Source organism: Psychrobacter sp. 1U2, assembly GCF_051847575.1.
Map to the genome: position 1 here is coordinate 64,089 of NZ_JBPYDC010000012.1, position 14,476 is coordinate 78,564.

Sequence of the window (14,476 nt, forward strand, 5' to 3'; positions counted from 1 at the left end):
AAACCTATTTTATTGATATTTACCAGTTATTTTACATTTTATAACCATTTTTATGGGCAGCGCGTAAGATAAGCCTATTTGTAAGCATAAAAAGCTTGGCTGCTAATTCCTATTTTATTTTTACCCTTTATTATGGTGTCGTCAAATATGGCAAAAACCACAACAAAAAAAACAACTAAGTCTGCTGCTAGCGAGAATAAACCTAGCAAAGCCGCCGCGAAAACTACCGCTACAAAAACGACTAAAGCTAAGGCTAGTAAAGCGGCTAGCGCCAAAGCAACTGATGCTAGTGTTGGCTCTAAAGGCAAGTCACTAGTAATTGTCGAGTCGCCAGCCAAAGCCAAAACGATTAATAAATACTTAGGCTCGGACTTCGTAGTGCGTTCAAGTATTGGTCATGTGCGAGATCTACCTGTAGGCGCTAGTAAGGGCACCAAAAAAGCCGCTGCGAATAAAGATGAGAGCCTATCCAAAGAAGAGAAGGCGCAGCAAGCATTGGTTAGACGCATGGGCGTCGATCCGGAGCACGGCTGGGCGGCGGTCTATGAAGTATTGCCCAATAAAACCAAAGTCATCAAAGAGCTCAAATCGCTAGCCAAAGATGCGGATAAAATCTATCTGGCAACGGATATGGATAGAGAAGGGGAGGCCATCGCTTGGCATCTCAAAGAAGTCATCGGCGGCGCGGATAGTAAATACGAGCGTGTGGTGTTTAATGAAATTACCAAAAACGCTATTCAAAACGCTTTTAAGCAGCCCTCTAAGCTCGATATCGATCGTGTCAATGCCCAGCAAGCAAGGCGTTTTTTGGATCGCGTCGTTGGTTTCATGGTCTCGCCAATTCTGTGGCAAAAAGTCGCTCGTGGTCTCTCGGCAGGACGCGTGCAATCCGTAGCGATGCGCTTGGTCGTTGAGCGTGAGCATGAGATTCGCGCCTTTATACCCGAAGAATACTGGCAGATTCATGCAGATACTCATATTGCTACTAGCAAAAAAGATAGCGATGAAAATGGCATACGCTTAGAAGCGACTAAGCAAAATGACAAAACATTAAAGCTTGTCAATAAAGAGCAGACTGATAAAGTATTAGCCATCCTCAAAGACAACGACTTTATCGTCAAACAGTGTGAAGAAAAACCGACTCAGTCGCGCCCAAGTGCACCCTTTATTACCTCGACTTTGCAGCAAGCGGCGAGTACACGTTTAGGGTTTTCGGTCAAAAAGACCATGATTTTAGCGCAGCGCTTGTATGAAGCCGGTCATATTACCTATATGCGTACTGACTCGACTTTTTTGTCAGGAGACGCATTAGCAGGGGCGCGCGGCTTTATTGAAGATAGCTTTGGGCAAAAGTACGTACCCGAAAAGCCAAACTTCTACGGCAATAAACAAAACGCGCAAGAGGCGCACGAAGCGATTCGCCCCTCTAATGTCAATATGAAATCGACGCAATTAAAAGGCGTCGAACGTGACGCTATTCGTCTGTACGAGCTGATTTGGCGGCAGTTTGTGGCCTGCCAGATGACGCCTGCTAAGTATCTGTCGGTCAATCTATTGGTAGAGGCGGGTAATGTCGAGCTAAAAGCGCGCGGTCGTACGATGACATTTGATGGTTATACTCGCGTACTAGCGCCAGCCAAAACCGATGATACGCTGCTACCTGATGTCAAAAAAGGCGATAAGCTTACCCTAGATAAGCTCGATCCGAGCCAACACTTTACCAAGCCGCCACCGCGTTATACTGAGGCCAGCCTCGTCAAAGAGCTTGAGAAAAAAGGTATCGGTCGTCCCTCGACTTATGCTTCTATCATCTCAACCATTCAAGATCGCGGTTATGTCAAGCTTGAAAACAAGCGTCTATTCGCCGAAAAGATGGGCGATATCGTCACCGATAGACTAACCGATAGCTTCCCTGACTTGATGGATTATACCTTTACCGCCGCGCTTGAAGACAAGCTCGATCATGTTGCTGAAGGCGATAGTGACTGGAAAGATGTACTAGATAACTTCTATGTTGATTTTAAACATAAAGTCGAGCATGCCAAAGACAAAGACGGTATGCGCCCGAATGACCCCACCGATGTACCCGATGTACACTGCGACATATGCGATCGTCCTATGCAATTACGCACCGGTTCAACTGGGGTATTCTTAGGCTGTACCGGTTATAACCTGCCGCCTAAAGAGCGCTGCAAAGGCACTAAAAACCTCATGCCAGTCGAAGCTTTTGCCAATCTCGACGATAGCGACACTGATGACGAAGCCGCTGAAGTCAAAGATTTGATGGAGAAAAAACGCTGCCCGAAATGCGGTACCGCGATGAACGGCTATATCGTTGATGGTGGTCTCAAATTGCACGTCTGCGGTAATAACCCAGACTGTGATGGCTATATTCTAGAAGAAGGTAAGTTTGAAGTCCCCGGCTCTGACGCGCCTACCATCGATTGTGATAAGTGTGATGGGCAGATGGAGCTTAAGACCGGACGCTTTGGGCCTTACTTTGCTTGTCAGAACTGTGACAATACTCGCAAAGTATTAAAGACTGGCGAGCCGGCACCGCCGCGGATGGAGCCTATTCATCTGCCGGATCTTAAGTCCACCAAGCACGATGATTACTTTATTTTGCGCGAAGGGGCGGCAGGTATGTTCTTAGCAGCGTCCAAGTTTCCTAAAGTGCGCGAGACACGTGCGCCGAAACTCGCTGAGCTGCGCGCCATCAAAGATAAGATGGAAGATAAGTTCCAGTATCTGTTCGAAGGTCCGGACGAGGATCCCGATGGCAACCCAACCATTCTGCGCTGGTCGCGTAAGAAAAAAGAGCAATACATTGGCTCTGAGAAAAACGGCAAAGCCACGCGTTGGGGCGTCTACTGGCGTAAAGGCGAGTGGGTAGAAGAGTAAGGATATTTAGAGTAATCATACTCTTTGTATCTTATTATCGTCTAACAATATGAAAGCCAATAAAAAAACCTCTTAGCTAGCTAAGAGGTTTTTGTTTGTGCTATTTAATATAAAAAGTAATATTAGACGGTACCGATAATACCACAAGCGACGCGAGCACCTGCATCACCTGAAGGCTGGCTAGTATAGTCATCAACGCCGCCATGAACGATAAAGGCTAGGCGATTGACACTGTATTTACCAGTTTTTGTGGCTGCTATCTTTTTGCTGACGTAATTTATTGTCGCAACGCCATCTTCGTTAGCTGTTAGCGTTGGCAAATCACCTGCATGACCATTCATGTCGTCTGGGTTTGAATGCGGGTTATTGTCTGGGTTGAAATGTCCGCCTGCCGCTTTACCCATATTGGCACAGCTACCGGTCTCATGGATATGTAGTGATACGGTCTTACCTGGCGTTATGTTCATAAGCTTACCGTAGACTTGCACGCCACTCTCTACTGGGCGCAGATAAACCTGACCTATCTCGCGATTGCTCGCATCGGTAGTTTTAATCACAGACTGCAGCGTAGGCTGATCGATAGGATTACCTGTTTGCAACTGACCTTCGACAGTTTGACAACCGGTCACTGCTAGAGCTGAACCACATAATAGGGCACTTGTAAGCATTAATTTATTCATTATTCTCTCCATTTGTAATTATTTTATTCTTTGAATTTAGTGCAACATGCGTTGATGTCAAAAATAGTATAGCGAGAGAGTACCCACAACTATTGGGCAAAAGCGCAACAATCGGTTAATAAATGTAAGTTATTAAGGTCTCTTCTTAATAAGTCAGCGAGTCTGTATGCTGTTTATTTGCTAACAATAACGCTATTCTTCCAAATCAAAGTCTCGCCATTAGCCATTTTCTGTGTGAGTAAATAATAAGGCAAGCTTGGATTGTCGATATTGCTATTTGCAAGCTGCGTCAAGGTGAGCTGGCTTTGACTGGATTGCTCAAGCGCTCTTATTTTATCTTCTGCCGCTTCACGTTTAGGACCGCAGCCTATCAAGGTTTGTGGCCCTGATCCTATAGTGAGTAAATAATCAGCGCTCAAAGTATAAGGGCCGCCGACACCATTACAATCAGAGCTAAAGCCGACGTGATGCTCATCATTAAACCTATAGCCAAAATAAGCTGTTACTGGAAAGCCGGGACGACTGAGTTCTGTAATCGTCTGGTTGTCGCTATTAGTTGCGCTGACTAGCCGCCATTGATAGCGCCCTAATAACTCGTAAGTGATAGGCAAATCTGCGATAGTTTCGGTGGGGTTTTGCGCTTTTTTCATTATACGAGTGCTAGGGGAATTACTGAGGGTTTGACAGCCGATTAAACCTGATACAGCAAATCCCACGATTAAAATCGTAACCTGCAATTTGTTTATGAAATGCGTCATCGACTTTATCCTTAAGCTTTTTTCATTCAGAGGTCTACTTTATTTACGTGACTTTTTTTGTCGTTCTACCAAATAAGCGTTTCGCCCGTTTTTTAAAACCATTGCGGCTGATCAAATGAATATTTGCCTAAAATATAGCACAGCTTTGAGCTGAATTAATTTATGGAAATGCGCACGACACAAAAAAGCCGTTTACCCTGAAGTAAACGGCTCTCGTTAAGTACAACTTTGTCAGCTACAGCTTAGCTATGTAGTGACTTTTTTGAAGTGGTATCTACTACTGCTTTGGCAGGCTTCAGAGGTTTTGGCATACTCACTAAAGCCGCTTGTAGCACTTCGTCAATCGTCGCTACTGGCTGGATGGTCAGACCTTCCTTGACGTTATCAGGAATATCCGCCAAGTCGCGCTCGTTGGTCGCTGGGATCAACACGTGCTTGATACCACCGCGATGTGCCGCTAGTAGCTTCTCCTTGAGACCACCGATACGCAGGATTTTACCGCGCAACGTAATTTCACCAGTCATCGCAATATCAGGCCGGATAGCGATACCAGTAATAGCCGACACTAATGCTGTGGTCAACGCACCGCCAGCAGAAGGACCGTCTTTTGGCGTTGCGCCCTCTGGCATATGTACGTGGACGTCAGTGGTCTTAAAGGTCTCATAATCGATACCTAAGCTATCACCGCGCGCTCGTACGACGCTCATCGCTGCGCGAATAGACTCTTTCATCACGTCACCGAGAGAACCGGTAAACGCCAGCTCGCCTTTGCCTTTCATCGCTACTGCCTCGATGGTTAATAATTCCCCACCGACTTGCGTCCAAGCAAGGCCGGTTACGCGGCCGATCTCAGCGTCTTTTTCAGCTAAACCATAGTCATACTGATGTACGCCTAAATAGTCATTGATATTGCTATCATCGACAACGACAAGCTCACGATCATCTTTTTTCGGAGCTCGCGCGCCATGACTCTCAACTGAGCCGCGAACCACTTTACGGCAGATCTTATTGACTTCACGCTCTAGGTTACGCACACCTGCTTCTCGCGTATAGCTACGCACGATGCTATGCAACGCCGCTTCGACAATCTCAATCTCGCCGTCTTTTAGACCGTTTTGCTTAATCGCTTTTGGAACAAGGTACTTTTGGGCGATATTGACCTTTTCTTCTTCGGTATAGCCCGGCAGACGAATTACTTCCATACGGTCCAGTAGCGCAGGCGGGATATCCATACTGTTCGCAGTACAGATAAACATCACTTGCGAGAGATCCAAGTCCATATCAAGGTAATGATCATTAAAGCTATCATTCTGTGATGGATCGAGCACCTCAAGCAAGGCTGAGGCAGGATCACCACGGAAGTCTTGCGCCATCTTATCGACTTCATCTAATAAGAATAGCGGGTTTTTGACTTCGACTTTGGCTAATGACTGCACGATTTTACCCGGCATTGCGCCAATATAAGTCCGGCGATGACCACGAATTTCCGCTTCATCACGTACACCGCCAAGCGCCATACGTACGAACTTACGGCCAGTTGCTCGGGCAATAGACTCACCTAAGGATGTTTTACCGACACCAGGAGGACCGACCAAACACAGAATCGGCCCACGCAATTTTTTAACGCGCGACTGTACGGCGAGATACTCTAAGATACGATCTTTGACATCTTGCAAGCCATAGTGATCTTCATCGAGTACGTTTTTGGCTTTTTCTAAATTGATAGAGACTTTGCTCGTTGCATTCCACGGCGTGTCTAATATCCATTCGATGTAGTTACGCACAACTGAAGACTCACTTGATGCAGGCGGCATCATTTTTAGTTTCTTCAGCTCTTGCTCTGCTTTTTTGCGGACGTCTTCTGGCAGATCCGCGTCTTCTAAACGCTGTTCAAGCTCGCTGACATCATCTTCACCATCAAACGCGCCATCATTCATATCTGACAGCTCATTTTTGATAGCTTTCATCTTCTCGTTTAAGAAGTATTCACGCTGATTGTCTTCCATTTGCTGACGCACCGCATCTTGGATATCTTGTTCGATATTCTGCTCAGCGCTTTGCTTAACGAGATACTCTGTCAAAGTATTGATGTGCGCTTTGAGATCGTCCTGTTCTAAGAACGATTGCTTAACGTCCAAATCCATCGAGACCCGAGTAGAGATAAAGTACATGAGCTCCAATAGGTCATCGATACGCTTCGCTACGCGAGTCAGCTCACGCGCATTACGTAGACGCGCATCGGCGTAGCTCTCAAACAGACCGGTCAGCGCTTTGATGGTATTTTTTTGTTGACTATCGTCGAGCTTAACTTCAAGATCAGCGCGCTCAAAAGTCGCCATCAAGACGTCATCATGGCTGTCTGCATGGTTTTCTATAGCATCGACACGGGCACGATACTGGCCTTCGATCAATACTTTGATGCAGTTCTCATCGCTATCATGCGGCATCGTGCTAACAATGCGGCAAACCGTACCGTATTGATAGAGGTTATCTTGGTCAATATCTTCGGTTAGCGAGTCTTTTTGCGCAACGACGAGTACTTTATCGCCATATTCTGCTTGCGCCAGCTCCACCGCTTTTACCGATGGCGCACGGCCGACAAACAGCGCGATTTGCATATGCGGATAAACGACCACGTCACGTAGTGCCAATAGTGGCAAATGATTGTCTGAGCCATTATCGGTAGCGTTTTTATCAACATTTTGTTCGTCAGTATCAGGCGTTGCTGCTGACACATCGATGTCGATATTGTCTTTATCAATATTATAGTCAGTCATATAGTCTTTCCTTATTCACTAGACTCGTTCAGTCAAGTTAGTGTTTCATGATAGATAAATGGTGTTTCTATACTAAATTGCAAGGCTTATCCGTTAACGCAGTATAAATTAGTGCAAGGCAGATGATGGCGTTGTTTTTGCCGCTGACTTCCATTCTTAGCTCTATGCTTAGCACTGTCTATCGGGTTTTGCGCATAGGCTTTATCGGTAGAATCAGGTAAACTAGCGCCCGTCTTATAGACAGGTTAATATTTAGATTTTTTGATAATGCGAAGAGTGATATTGAGGCTAACAAGGGGCAAAAAGTATGACCATCAACGCGGTGCTACTAGCAGTAGTGATTATGCTTGGGCTGTCACTGGCACGAGTCCATGTGGTACTCAGTTTGCTCATCGGCGCTCTGGCAGGCGGCTTGCTAGCGGGTTTAGGGATTACTGAAACTTTAGAGGCCTTTCAAGAAGGCATCCGTAATGGCGCGCAAATCGCCCTATCTTATGCGTTACTTGGTGCTTTTGCAGTAGCGATTGCGCATTCAGGATTGCCGCAGTCATTGGCAGGGGCGGTTATCAAGCGTATCGATGCGGGCGGCGCAGGTATAGGAGCAGGCGGCATGATTAAATACATGCTGTTTGCAGGCTTAATCACCATGAGCTGCTTTAGTCAAAACCTTATTCCTATTCATATTGCCTTTATTCCGCTGCTCGTGCCGCCATTGTTGCTCGCTTTTAACCGCATGCAGATTGATAGACGCTTAATCGCCTGTCTATTGACCTTTGGTTTAGTCACCACTTATATGTTTATTCCCTATGGTTTCGGTGATATTTATCTCAACCAAATAATGCTAAAGAACGTCGGCGAGGCGGGCATTGATATCAGCGATATTTCTGTAGTTAAGGCCATGGCAATTCCGGCACTCGGTATGTTGATTGGTTTACTGACCGCCGTATTTATCAGCTATCGTAGGCCGCGCCAATATAAACAAGTGGCGATAGATAAAGAGGCTCGCGATGCCGCTATGCAAAGTGAAGGGTTAAAAGGTGATGAGCTAAGCAAAACAACCGCTGGCGCGCAAACGCAAAGTAAAATAAAGACGCTTATTGCGCTAGCTGCCATTGTCACTGCGTTTGTGGTGCAGCTCTATACCGATTCGCTATTGCTCGGCTCCATGTTTGGCTTTGCGGTGTTTATGGCAACTGGGGTAGTCAAGTGGCGCGAAGCGGATACCGTGTTTAACGATGGTATCAAGCTGATGGCAATGATTGGCTTTATTATGATTACCGCGCAGGGTTTTGCCGAAGTGATGAAAGCGACCGGAGAGATTGCGCCGCTGATTGATGGCGCGACTACTCTATTTGCAGGAAATAAAGCTATTGCTGCATTGGTTATGCTGGGTATTGGTTTGGTGGTGACGATGGGCATTGGTTCTTCATTCTCAACCATTCCAATTATTGCCGCTATTTATGTGCCGCTGTGTATGTCGTTGGGGTTTTCGCCACTGGCAACCGTCGCTATTATTGGTACTGCTGGGGCTTTGGGTGATGCAGGATCGCCAGCGTCAGACTCAACTTTGGGGCCGACGTCTGGTCTTAATGTTGACGGTCAGCATGATCACATTAGAGACAGTGTAGTGCCAACCTTTATTCATTACAATATACCGCTGCTTGTGTTTGGCTGGATTGCAGCGATGGTGTTGTAGATTTAGTTTTATAATGATTAACCTAAAAAGCTACCATTAAGGTAGCTTTTTTATATTAACACTATGTATGCGCTAAAAGCTGTGCTGAGTAGGGTGCTTTCTACGCACCATACACATTATTCACTTTAATTCATCATCTTCACCAAAATCCTCAATCTCACCACTTAAACTACTCAAAAACTCATCACTTTGCGCTAGTAGTTCATTCAAACGCTTTTCATTGATAACTCTACCCAACTCATCACCGCTAAAAGTCTGTTCCTGACTGTAGTAAAGCTTCTCCCTAGCGTCGTCATTCCCAAGTGTTTGCAAATAAGTGTCAACCGTATCAGCGCTAGAGGCTTCTGGTCCAGACTCATGAATAAGATTAGGTTTAAACCACCTTATGCCACTAGGCGTAATCAAACCATCTAAAGGCACATCCCACGGTTGACGCTCTAATTGCTTAACAACTTGAAAGTCATAGCACCAGCCAATTTTCAACGGTTTCTTTAACCTTGCCTGATAGCTTTTGCCAAGGGTAGTATCATAAAAGCCGCCGCCCATCCCCATGCGATTGCCCTGTTTATCGACTGCGACTAGCGGACAAATAATAACGTCTAACTCCCTTGCCCAAAGTAGTTTGCGGCTATGATTTTGCGGCATACCCAATCTATGGATGCGCGTCGGTACATTGATGAGTTTGAAATGGTAAATCGGTACAAAGCGCAAGCGTTTATCGTCATTGCCTAATGAGCCAACGACCGGTAAATACGCTTGATAGTTTAGACGTTGGCACCAGTCTAGTATTGGCTGAGTAGGCAACTCACCAAAGCCGTCGTAGTAAATACCGATACGTGCATTGGCAGGCAAGCGCTGCTGGAGTTTAACTAAATGCAAACTGGCCGCTTGTGCTAAATGTCTGCGCTCAGCATTAGAAAGCGCTCGGCGCAGGCGGGTAAACTGACGTCTAGATGGATTGGTTGTCATAATGGTATTTACAGTATTGGTTAGGAAAATATTGTGGCAATAAATCACTTTTACTCAGCGTCTATTTATTCCGTGTCTCGTTATAAATACTCACATCGGCTTGGAGAAATTTATGATAAGCCATGCTATCATAACCCCACTTTACAGCCTATTTTCCTTATGTGCAGCCTTAGTTGCACTTTTTATAATAAACCAGTTGTTAATCACTAATAAAAGAGGATCGTTATGTCACAGAATCAGGCCACTCGCACCGAAAAAGACACTATGGGCAACGTGGAAGTCCCAAGCGAAGCTTATTGGGGCGCACAAACCCAGCGTAGCCGTGAAAACTTCAAGATTGGCGGCGAGACGCTACCGCGTCCGATGATTGAGGCGATGGCACTAGTCAAAAAAGCCGCTGCGATTACCAATGCAAGCCTAGAGCGTATCGAAGATGATAAGCGCGACCTCATCGTGCAAGCGGCTGATGAAGTCATCAATGGTGGGCTTACCGATCAGTTTCCACTTGTTGTATGGCAAACCGGTTCTGGTACACAGTCGAACATGAACATGAACGAAGTCCTAGCCAACCGTGCTAATGAAATCGCAGGAAACGAGCGTGGTAGCTATACGCCAATTCATCCTAACGACCATGTCAACCACGCCCAATCTACCAACGACAGCTTCCCAACCGCTATTCGTGTCGCTGCTGCTCGTCAAATCAACAGCTTGCTTATCCCAGCCGTGAAAGCGCTACGTGATACACTAGATAAAAAAGCCAAAGAATTCGATAGCATCGTCAAAATCGGTCGTACGCATTTACAAGACGCCACGCCTTTGACCTTAGGGCAAGAGTTCAGCGGTTATGTCAGCCAACTTGACCATTCATTGACTCGTATCGATAACGCGCTACAAGGTCTATATGAATTGCCACTAGGCGGCACGGCGGTTGGTACTGGTTTAAACGCTCACCCTGATTATGCGGTAAAAGCCGCTAAGCAATTATCAACCTTGACTGGTCTGCCATTTGTCACATCACCAAATAAATTTGAAGCACTAGCGGCGCGTGATGCTGAAGTATTTGCTTCTGGCGCACTAAAAACGCTAGCAGGTAGCTTAAACAAAATCGCTAACGATGTACGTTGGTTGGCATCAGGCCCTCGCTGTGGTCTAGGCGAATTGACGATTCCAGAGAACGAGCCAGGCTCATCTATCATGCCGGGTAAAGTCAACCCAACTCAGTCAGAAGCGATGACTATGGTTGTGGCTCAGGTTATGGGTAACGATACGACTATCAGCATGGCAGGCGCGTCAGGTAACTTTGAGCTCAACGTTTATAAGCCGGTGATCGCGTTTAACCTATTGCAATCTATCCAGCTCTTGGGTGATGCGTGCAATAGCTTCAATGATAACTGCGCGGTCGGTATCGAGCCAGTCAAAGAAAAAATCGACGACTTCTTGCATAATTCGCTCATGCTAGTGACAGCCTTGAACCGTCATGTTGGTTATGAAAACGCAGCGAAAATTGCTAAGACGGCGTATAAAGAAAACAAAACGTTGAAGCAAGTCGCGGTTGAGCTAGATCTAATGACCGAAGCGCAGTTTGATGAGTGGGTCACGCCAGCGGATATGGTGCATCCTTCTTAATGTGATTTTGTTCTCGTAAGTATGACAAGACCCTGTCACCTTTTATAGAAAGATGACAGGGTCTTTTTTTATCTGTGAATTAAAGCGAATTCATAGCAAGCAACAATGGCTTACTCTCAGGCAACAAGCTCACTTATATTTATAACAGCCATAATTTATGTTTTGGTTAGACTATAGGGATAGGAAAGAGTCAGGAAGGGCTAGTAGATGAAAACGCCGTAAATAGCGTCTCTAGATAATATAATAATAACTAAGTTTTAGCTCTATTTTCGACTCACTATAATAATATTAACGAATAAAAGAGGTACTATAATGAAAAATATAACAGCAGTATTATCATCAGCCGCTATTATGATGGCAGCATTAGGTTCGGGTTCAGCATTGGCGTATTCAGATAATGTCATGGAGCCAAGTGAGAGTTATGACACCGCTATTAAGCATAGACAAGTGAATTATACTTGCCAAAACAACAATAAAGTCAGTGTAACTTATGGCTTCAATAAGCAATATCTACCTACCTTTGCCGAGGCCAATTTAAATGGCAAGACAAGATTTTTACCGATTAACTTAGCCCGTACGGATAACGTCTCAACGGTATTCGGTGATGAAAATAACTTTAGTATTATGACAGGGCCTCTGCGTCTGAATAACTATCACAAGTCCTCTGCTAATATCCAAAACGCTAAGAGCGAAATTGTTTATAAAGGCTGTAATGTCGCTTCTATTGTGAAGATTAAAGGCTAGCTAATAGGGTAGGTGAACGAAGCGTAACCTACCGATTTTGATTTTAACTAAGAAGACCTTGTGAACTTTATAAATAGGTGGCAAGGTCTTTTTAGTTTTGAATTCAATTTCTGATTGGATAGGTTTTAGCTGAGTGATAACCTATAAAATGAAGATTTTATAATTGAAGTTTATCGATATACAATAAAAAGAGAAATTAAGTTTTCAAAAACCAAAACAAAGAGTATCAATAGCAGTATGAAAGCTATGTGTAGGGTGTCGCCACGCACAACATTATCGAAAAATATCTCCGGAATCAGTGCGCAGGGCAGCACCCTACAGATTTATTTTGTCCCAAAACAAAAAGACTGAACAAAACGCTCAGCCTTCTTATCTTGAAATTATAAACCTCAAGACCTTAGAACTTATAAAGCAACCCAAGTGTGGTCGTTGAGTCTGTACGCGAATCAACCATTGGGCTATCGTATTGCTCATTCGGTAGATAGCTTAAGCTTTGATTAAAGAATCCTGCGAAGCACTCATTGAAGTCATAGTTGGCGCTAACATTAATATAAGGGTTTAAGCTTGAGTTTGATTTATATGCGGCGACACCTGTTTTCGCGGATTCTTCATCGCTGACGCCATAATAATACTCGTTGTATTTATCATCATGATATTCAAAGCCGACGCTTGGATAGACGGTTAGCTTATTCTTAGTAATGCGCGCCAGATAGGTTAAGCGAGCAGTATTGCCGCCACTACGATCCAAGATGTCAGTAGCGGCTTGAATACGGAAACCGCCAACAGGCGTACGACGTAGATAAGTGATACCGGCTGCGGCAGATATCTTACGCTCATCGAGACCTTGCAGTGCGCCATTAGCATCATCAGGGTCGAATGAATTACCTGCTAGTTGAGCATACGCGGATAGCTGGTTTGTACCATCGTTAATCAGATAAGCGCCAGCACTAGCGCCGCGCGCGTATATTTTATTGTTGTCATAAAATACGCCTGGCAGGACTCGTACTTCGTTATCGTCCAAGTCATAAGCGCTATTGGAATAGAGCGCATTGACGCCTACGCTAAGCTGAGCGTCTTGATCCGCAGCCAAGTTTTTGAAGGGTGCGGCACTTGCGCTGCTAGCGACACTTAATAAAGCTGTGTTGGCTAAAGCTATAAGCGCAGAGCGATAAATGAAATGTGGAGAAGAGAGTTTAAACATAATCGGATCTCATAAATAGAGGATAGGTAAGTTCAAAAATTGTTAGTGCTTATCGATTGAGCTAATATTGATTATTCACTTGCAGCTAATATTTGCAATATCTGGTTATGGATACCTTGCCACCACCAAAAAAAGCCTATCACAATAATTATCATGACTATCCAAGGCAGCAGTCGCCAGATAAGGCTCAACTCAATAAGCTCTGGCGCAAACTTTTTGGGATCAATATAAGTGGGATGCTGATTAATATAGTCACCACTTCGCTCTAAATTAGCGCTATCTACGTTATTGTTTAAGTTTACAGGGATTTGACTATTATTATCAGCAAATATATCAGTAAGGGGCGGATTATCGCGATGAGTGTTTTGTAGGCTAGTCTGATAGCTATGCTGATTATTACTTGAGTAGCTATGCTGAACCGCGTTTTGATAAGCTTGTTGCGATTGCGCCATAGCCGCTTGCCGTGCCAACTCCCGCTGACGATAAGCGAAGGCAATAGGCAGCGCGATGAGCAAGCCGGTAATAGCGCCGCCGATATGTCCTGCATTATCAATACCCGGCACCGCAAAGCCGTAGACTAAGTTGATGCCCATAATGATGATTAGGCTTTTTAGATTGAGCACCATGCCGTTGACTGACATCTTAAAAAACGCCGCAACTAGTAAAGCGGCACCGATACCCATAATACCGCCAGACGCGCCTGCTGATAGTCCAGGCTGACCGCTGCCGTCTATGATTGCTTGCCAAGTCACATGATTATTGAGGACGTTACCGCCGACCACCGCTAGTAAGAATAGCGCCAAGAATTTACTTGAGCCAAACATCGGCTCAGCGATTTGGCCAAAAAAGTACATCGCAAAGCTATTAAATAGCAAGTGCATCAGGCCAATATGCAAAAAGCCGCTACTGATTAAGCGCCAAGGCTCCTCGCCCATAGTGAAGGGCAAGGCATTCGCGCCCCAATTGAGTAGCGCCTCTGTAGAAGGGTTATTTGCGTCCACCCCAGTCAGTAGTTGTATGATAAACAGTCCGATAAAACTGATAAGCAATAAAGTGGTGACAGGCGCGGTGCTAAAAAGCTGCTTAATAGTCATAAATGCGGCTATATATTGATGATAAGTAAA

General features: G+C 45.1%; 10 protein-coding genes. 4 read left to right on the forward strand and 6 right to left on the reverse strand.

From position 1 onward, the window contains the following. The first annotated feature begins 147 nt into the window (after nucleotides 1-147). The gene (gene topA / locus ACS8FD_RS07615; protein WP_439275238.1) at nucleotides 148-2,901 is read left to right on the forward strand and encodes a type I DNA topoisomerase; all 2,754 of its coding nucleotides are present in this window, start codon (nucleotides 148-150) and stop codon (nucleotides 2,899-2,901) included. Between the two features lie 122 nt (nucleotides 2,902-3,023). Here topA and ACS8FD_RS07620 read toward each other — a convergent pair whose 3' ends face one another. From ACS8FD_RS07620 to lon, 3 genes are all read right to left on the reverse strand, one after another. Continuing rightward, entirely contained in the window at nucleotides 3,024-3,581 is a 558-nt protein-coding gene (locus ACS8FD_RS07620) for a superoxide dismutase family protein (protein ID WP_439275239.1), read from the reverse strand. A 173-nt stretch (nucleotides 3,582-3,754) separates the two neighbouring features. Beyond that, a complete protein-coding gene (locus ACS8FD_RS07625; protein WP_439275240.1) occupies nucleotides 3,755-4,339 on the reverse strand; it encodes an META domain-containing protein in 585 nt (194 codons plus the stop codon). Nucleotides 4,340-4,581: 242 nt separating this feature from the next. After that, entirely contained in the window at nucleotides 4,582-6,957 is a 2,376-nt protein-coding gene (gene lon / locus ACS8FD_RS07630; protein ID WP_439275262.1) for an endopeptidase La, read from the reverse strand. Between the two features lie 466 nt (nucleotides 6,958-7,423). Here lon and ACS8FD_RS07635 point away from each other — a divergent pair, with 466 nt between their 5' ends. Then, the gene (locus ACS8FD_RS07635; protein WP_439275241.1) at nucleotides 7,424-8,812 is read left to right on the forward strand and encodes a Na+/H+ antiporter family protein; all 1,389 of its coding nucleotides are present in this window, start codon (nucleotides 7,424-7,426) and stop codon (nucleotides 8,810-8,812) included. 120 nt (nucleotides 8,813-8,932) lie between these two features. Here the strand turns inward: ACS8FD_RS07635 and ACS8FD_RS07640 are convergent, their stop codons facing one another. Then, complete coding sequence (locus ACS8FD_RS07640; RefSeq protein ID WP_439275242.1) at nucleotides 8,933-9,781, reverse strand: 5-formyltetrahydrofolate cyclo-ligase; 849 nt, start codon at nucleotides 9,779-9,781, stop codon at nucleotides 8,933-8,935. A 225-nt stretch (nucleotides 9,782-10,006) separates the two neighbouring features. Between ACS8FD_RS07640 and fumC the strand changes: the two genes are divergently transcribed. Both fumC and ACS8FD_RS07650 read left to right on the forward strand, forming a co-directional pair. Continuing rightward, nucleotides 10,007-11,407, forward strand: a complete 1,401-nt coding sequence (gene fumC, locus ACS8FD_RS07645; RefSeq protein WP_439275243.1) for a class II fumarate hydratase — start codon at nucleotides 10,007-10,009, stop codon at nucleotides 11,405-11,407. A gap of 312 nt (nucleotides 11,408-11,719) precedes the next feature. Continuing rightward, nucleotides 11,720-12,151, forward strand: a complete 432-nt coding sequence (locus ACS8FD_RS07650) for an ACP-like domain-containing protein (protein ID WP_439275244.1) — start codon at nucleotides 11,720-11,722, stop codon at nucleotides 12,149-12,151. Between the two features lie 397 nt (nucleotides 12,152-12,548). Here the strand turns inward: ACS8FD_RS07650 and ACS8FD_RS07655 are convergent, their stop codons facing one another. Together ACS8FD_RS07655 and ACS8FD_RS07660 are read right to left on the reverse strand one after the other, a co-directional pair. Next, nucleotides 12,549-13,352, reverse strand: coding sequence for a MipA/OmpV family protein (locus ACS8FD_RS07655; RefSeq protein ID WP_439275245.1), 804 nt, complete (start codon nucleotides 13,350-13,352; stop codon nucleotides 12,549-12,551). A 71-nt stretch (nucleotides 13,353-13,423) separates the two neighbouring features. Continuing rightward, a complete protein-coding gene (locus tag ACS8FD_RS07660) occupies nucleotides 13,424-14,446 on the reverse strand; it encodes a rhomboid family intramembrane serine protease (protein WP_439275246.1) in 1,023 nt (340 codons plus the stop codon). Between the last annotated feature and the right edge of the window lie 30 nt (nucleotides 14,447-14,476).

Excerpts from the sequence above, each read along its gene's own strand:
- ACS8FD_RS07640 (WP_439275242.1), bottom strand. The coding sequence starts at position 9,781 with ATGACAACCAATCCATCTAGACGTCAGTTTACCCGCCTGCGCCGAGCG.
- ACS8FD_RS07625 (WP_439275240.1), bottom strand. The coding sequence starts at position 4,339 with ATGACGCATTTCATAAACAAATTGCAGGTTACGATTTTAATCGTGGGA.
- ACS8FD_RS07660 (WP_439275246.1), bottom strand. The coding sequence starts at position 14,446 with ATGACTATTAAGCAGCTTTTTAGCACCGCGCCTGTCACCACTTTATTG.
- ACS8FD_RS07635 (WP_439275241.1), top strand. The coding sequence starts at position 7,424 with ATGACCATCAACGCGGTGCTACTAGCAGTAGTGATTATGCTTGGGCTG.
- ACS8FD_RS07620 (WP_439275239.1), bottom strand. The coding sequence starts at position 3,581 with ATGAATAAATTAATGCTTACAAGTGCCCTATTATGTGGTTCAGCTCTA.
- ACS8FD_RS07650 (WP_439275244.1), top strand. The coding sequence starts at position 11,720 with ATGAAAAATATAACAGCAGTATTATCATCAGCCGCTATTATGATGGCA.
- topA (WP_439275238.1), top strand. The coding sequence starts at position 148 with ATGGCAAAAACCACAACAAAAAAAACAACTAAGTCTGCTGCTAGCGAG.
- ACS8FD_RS07655 (WP_439275245.1), bottom strand. The coding sequence starts at position 13,352 with ATGTTTAAACTCTCTTCTCCACATTTCATTTATCGCTCTGCGCTTATA.
- lon (WP_439275262.1), bottom strand. The coding sequence starts at position 6,957 with ATGCAAATCGCGCTGTTTGTCGGCCGTGCGCCATCGGTAAAAGCGGTG.
- fumC (WP_439275243.1), top strand. The coding sequence starts at position 10,007 with ATGTCACAGAATCAGGCCACTCGCACCGAAAAAGACACTATGGGCAAC.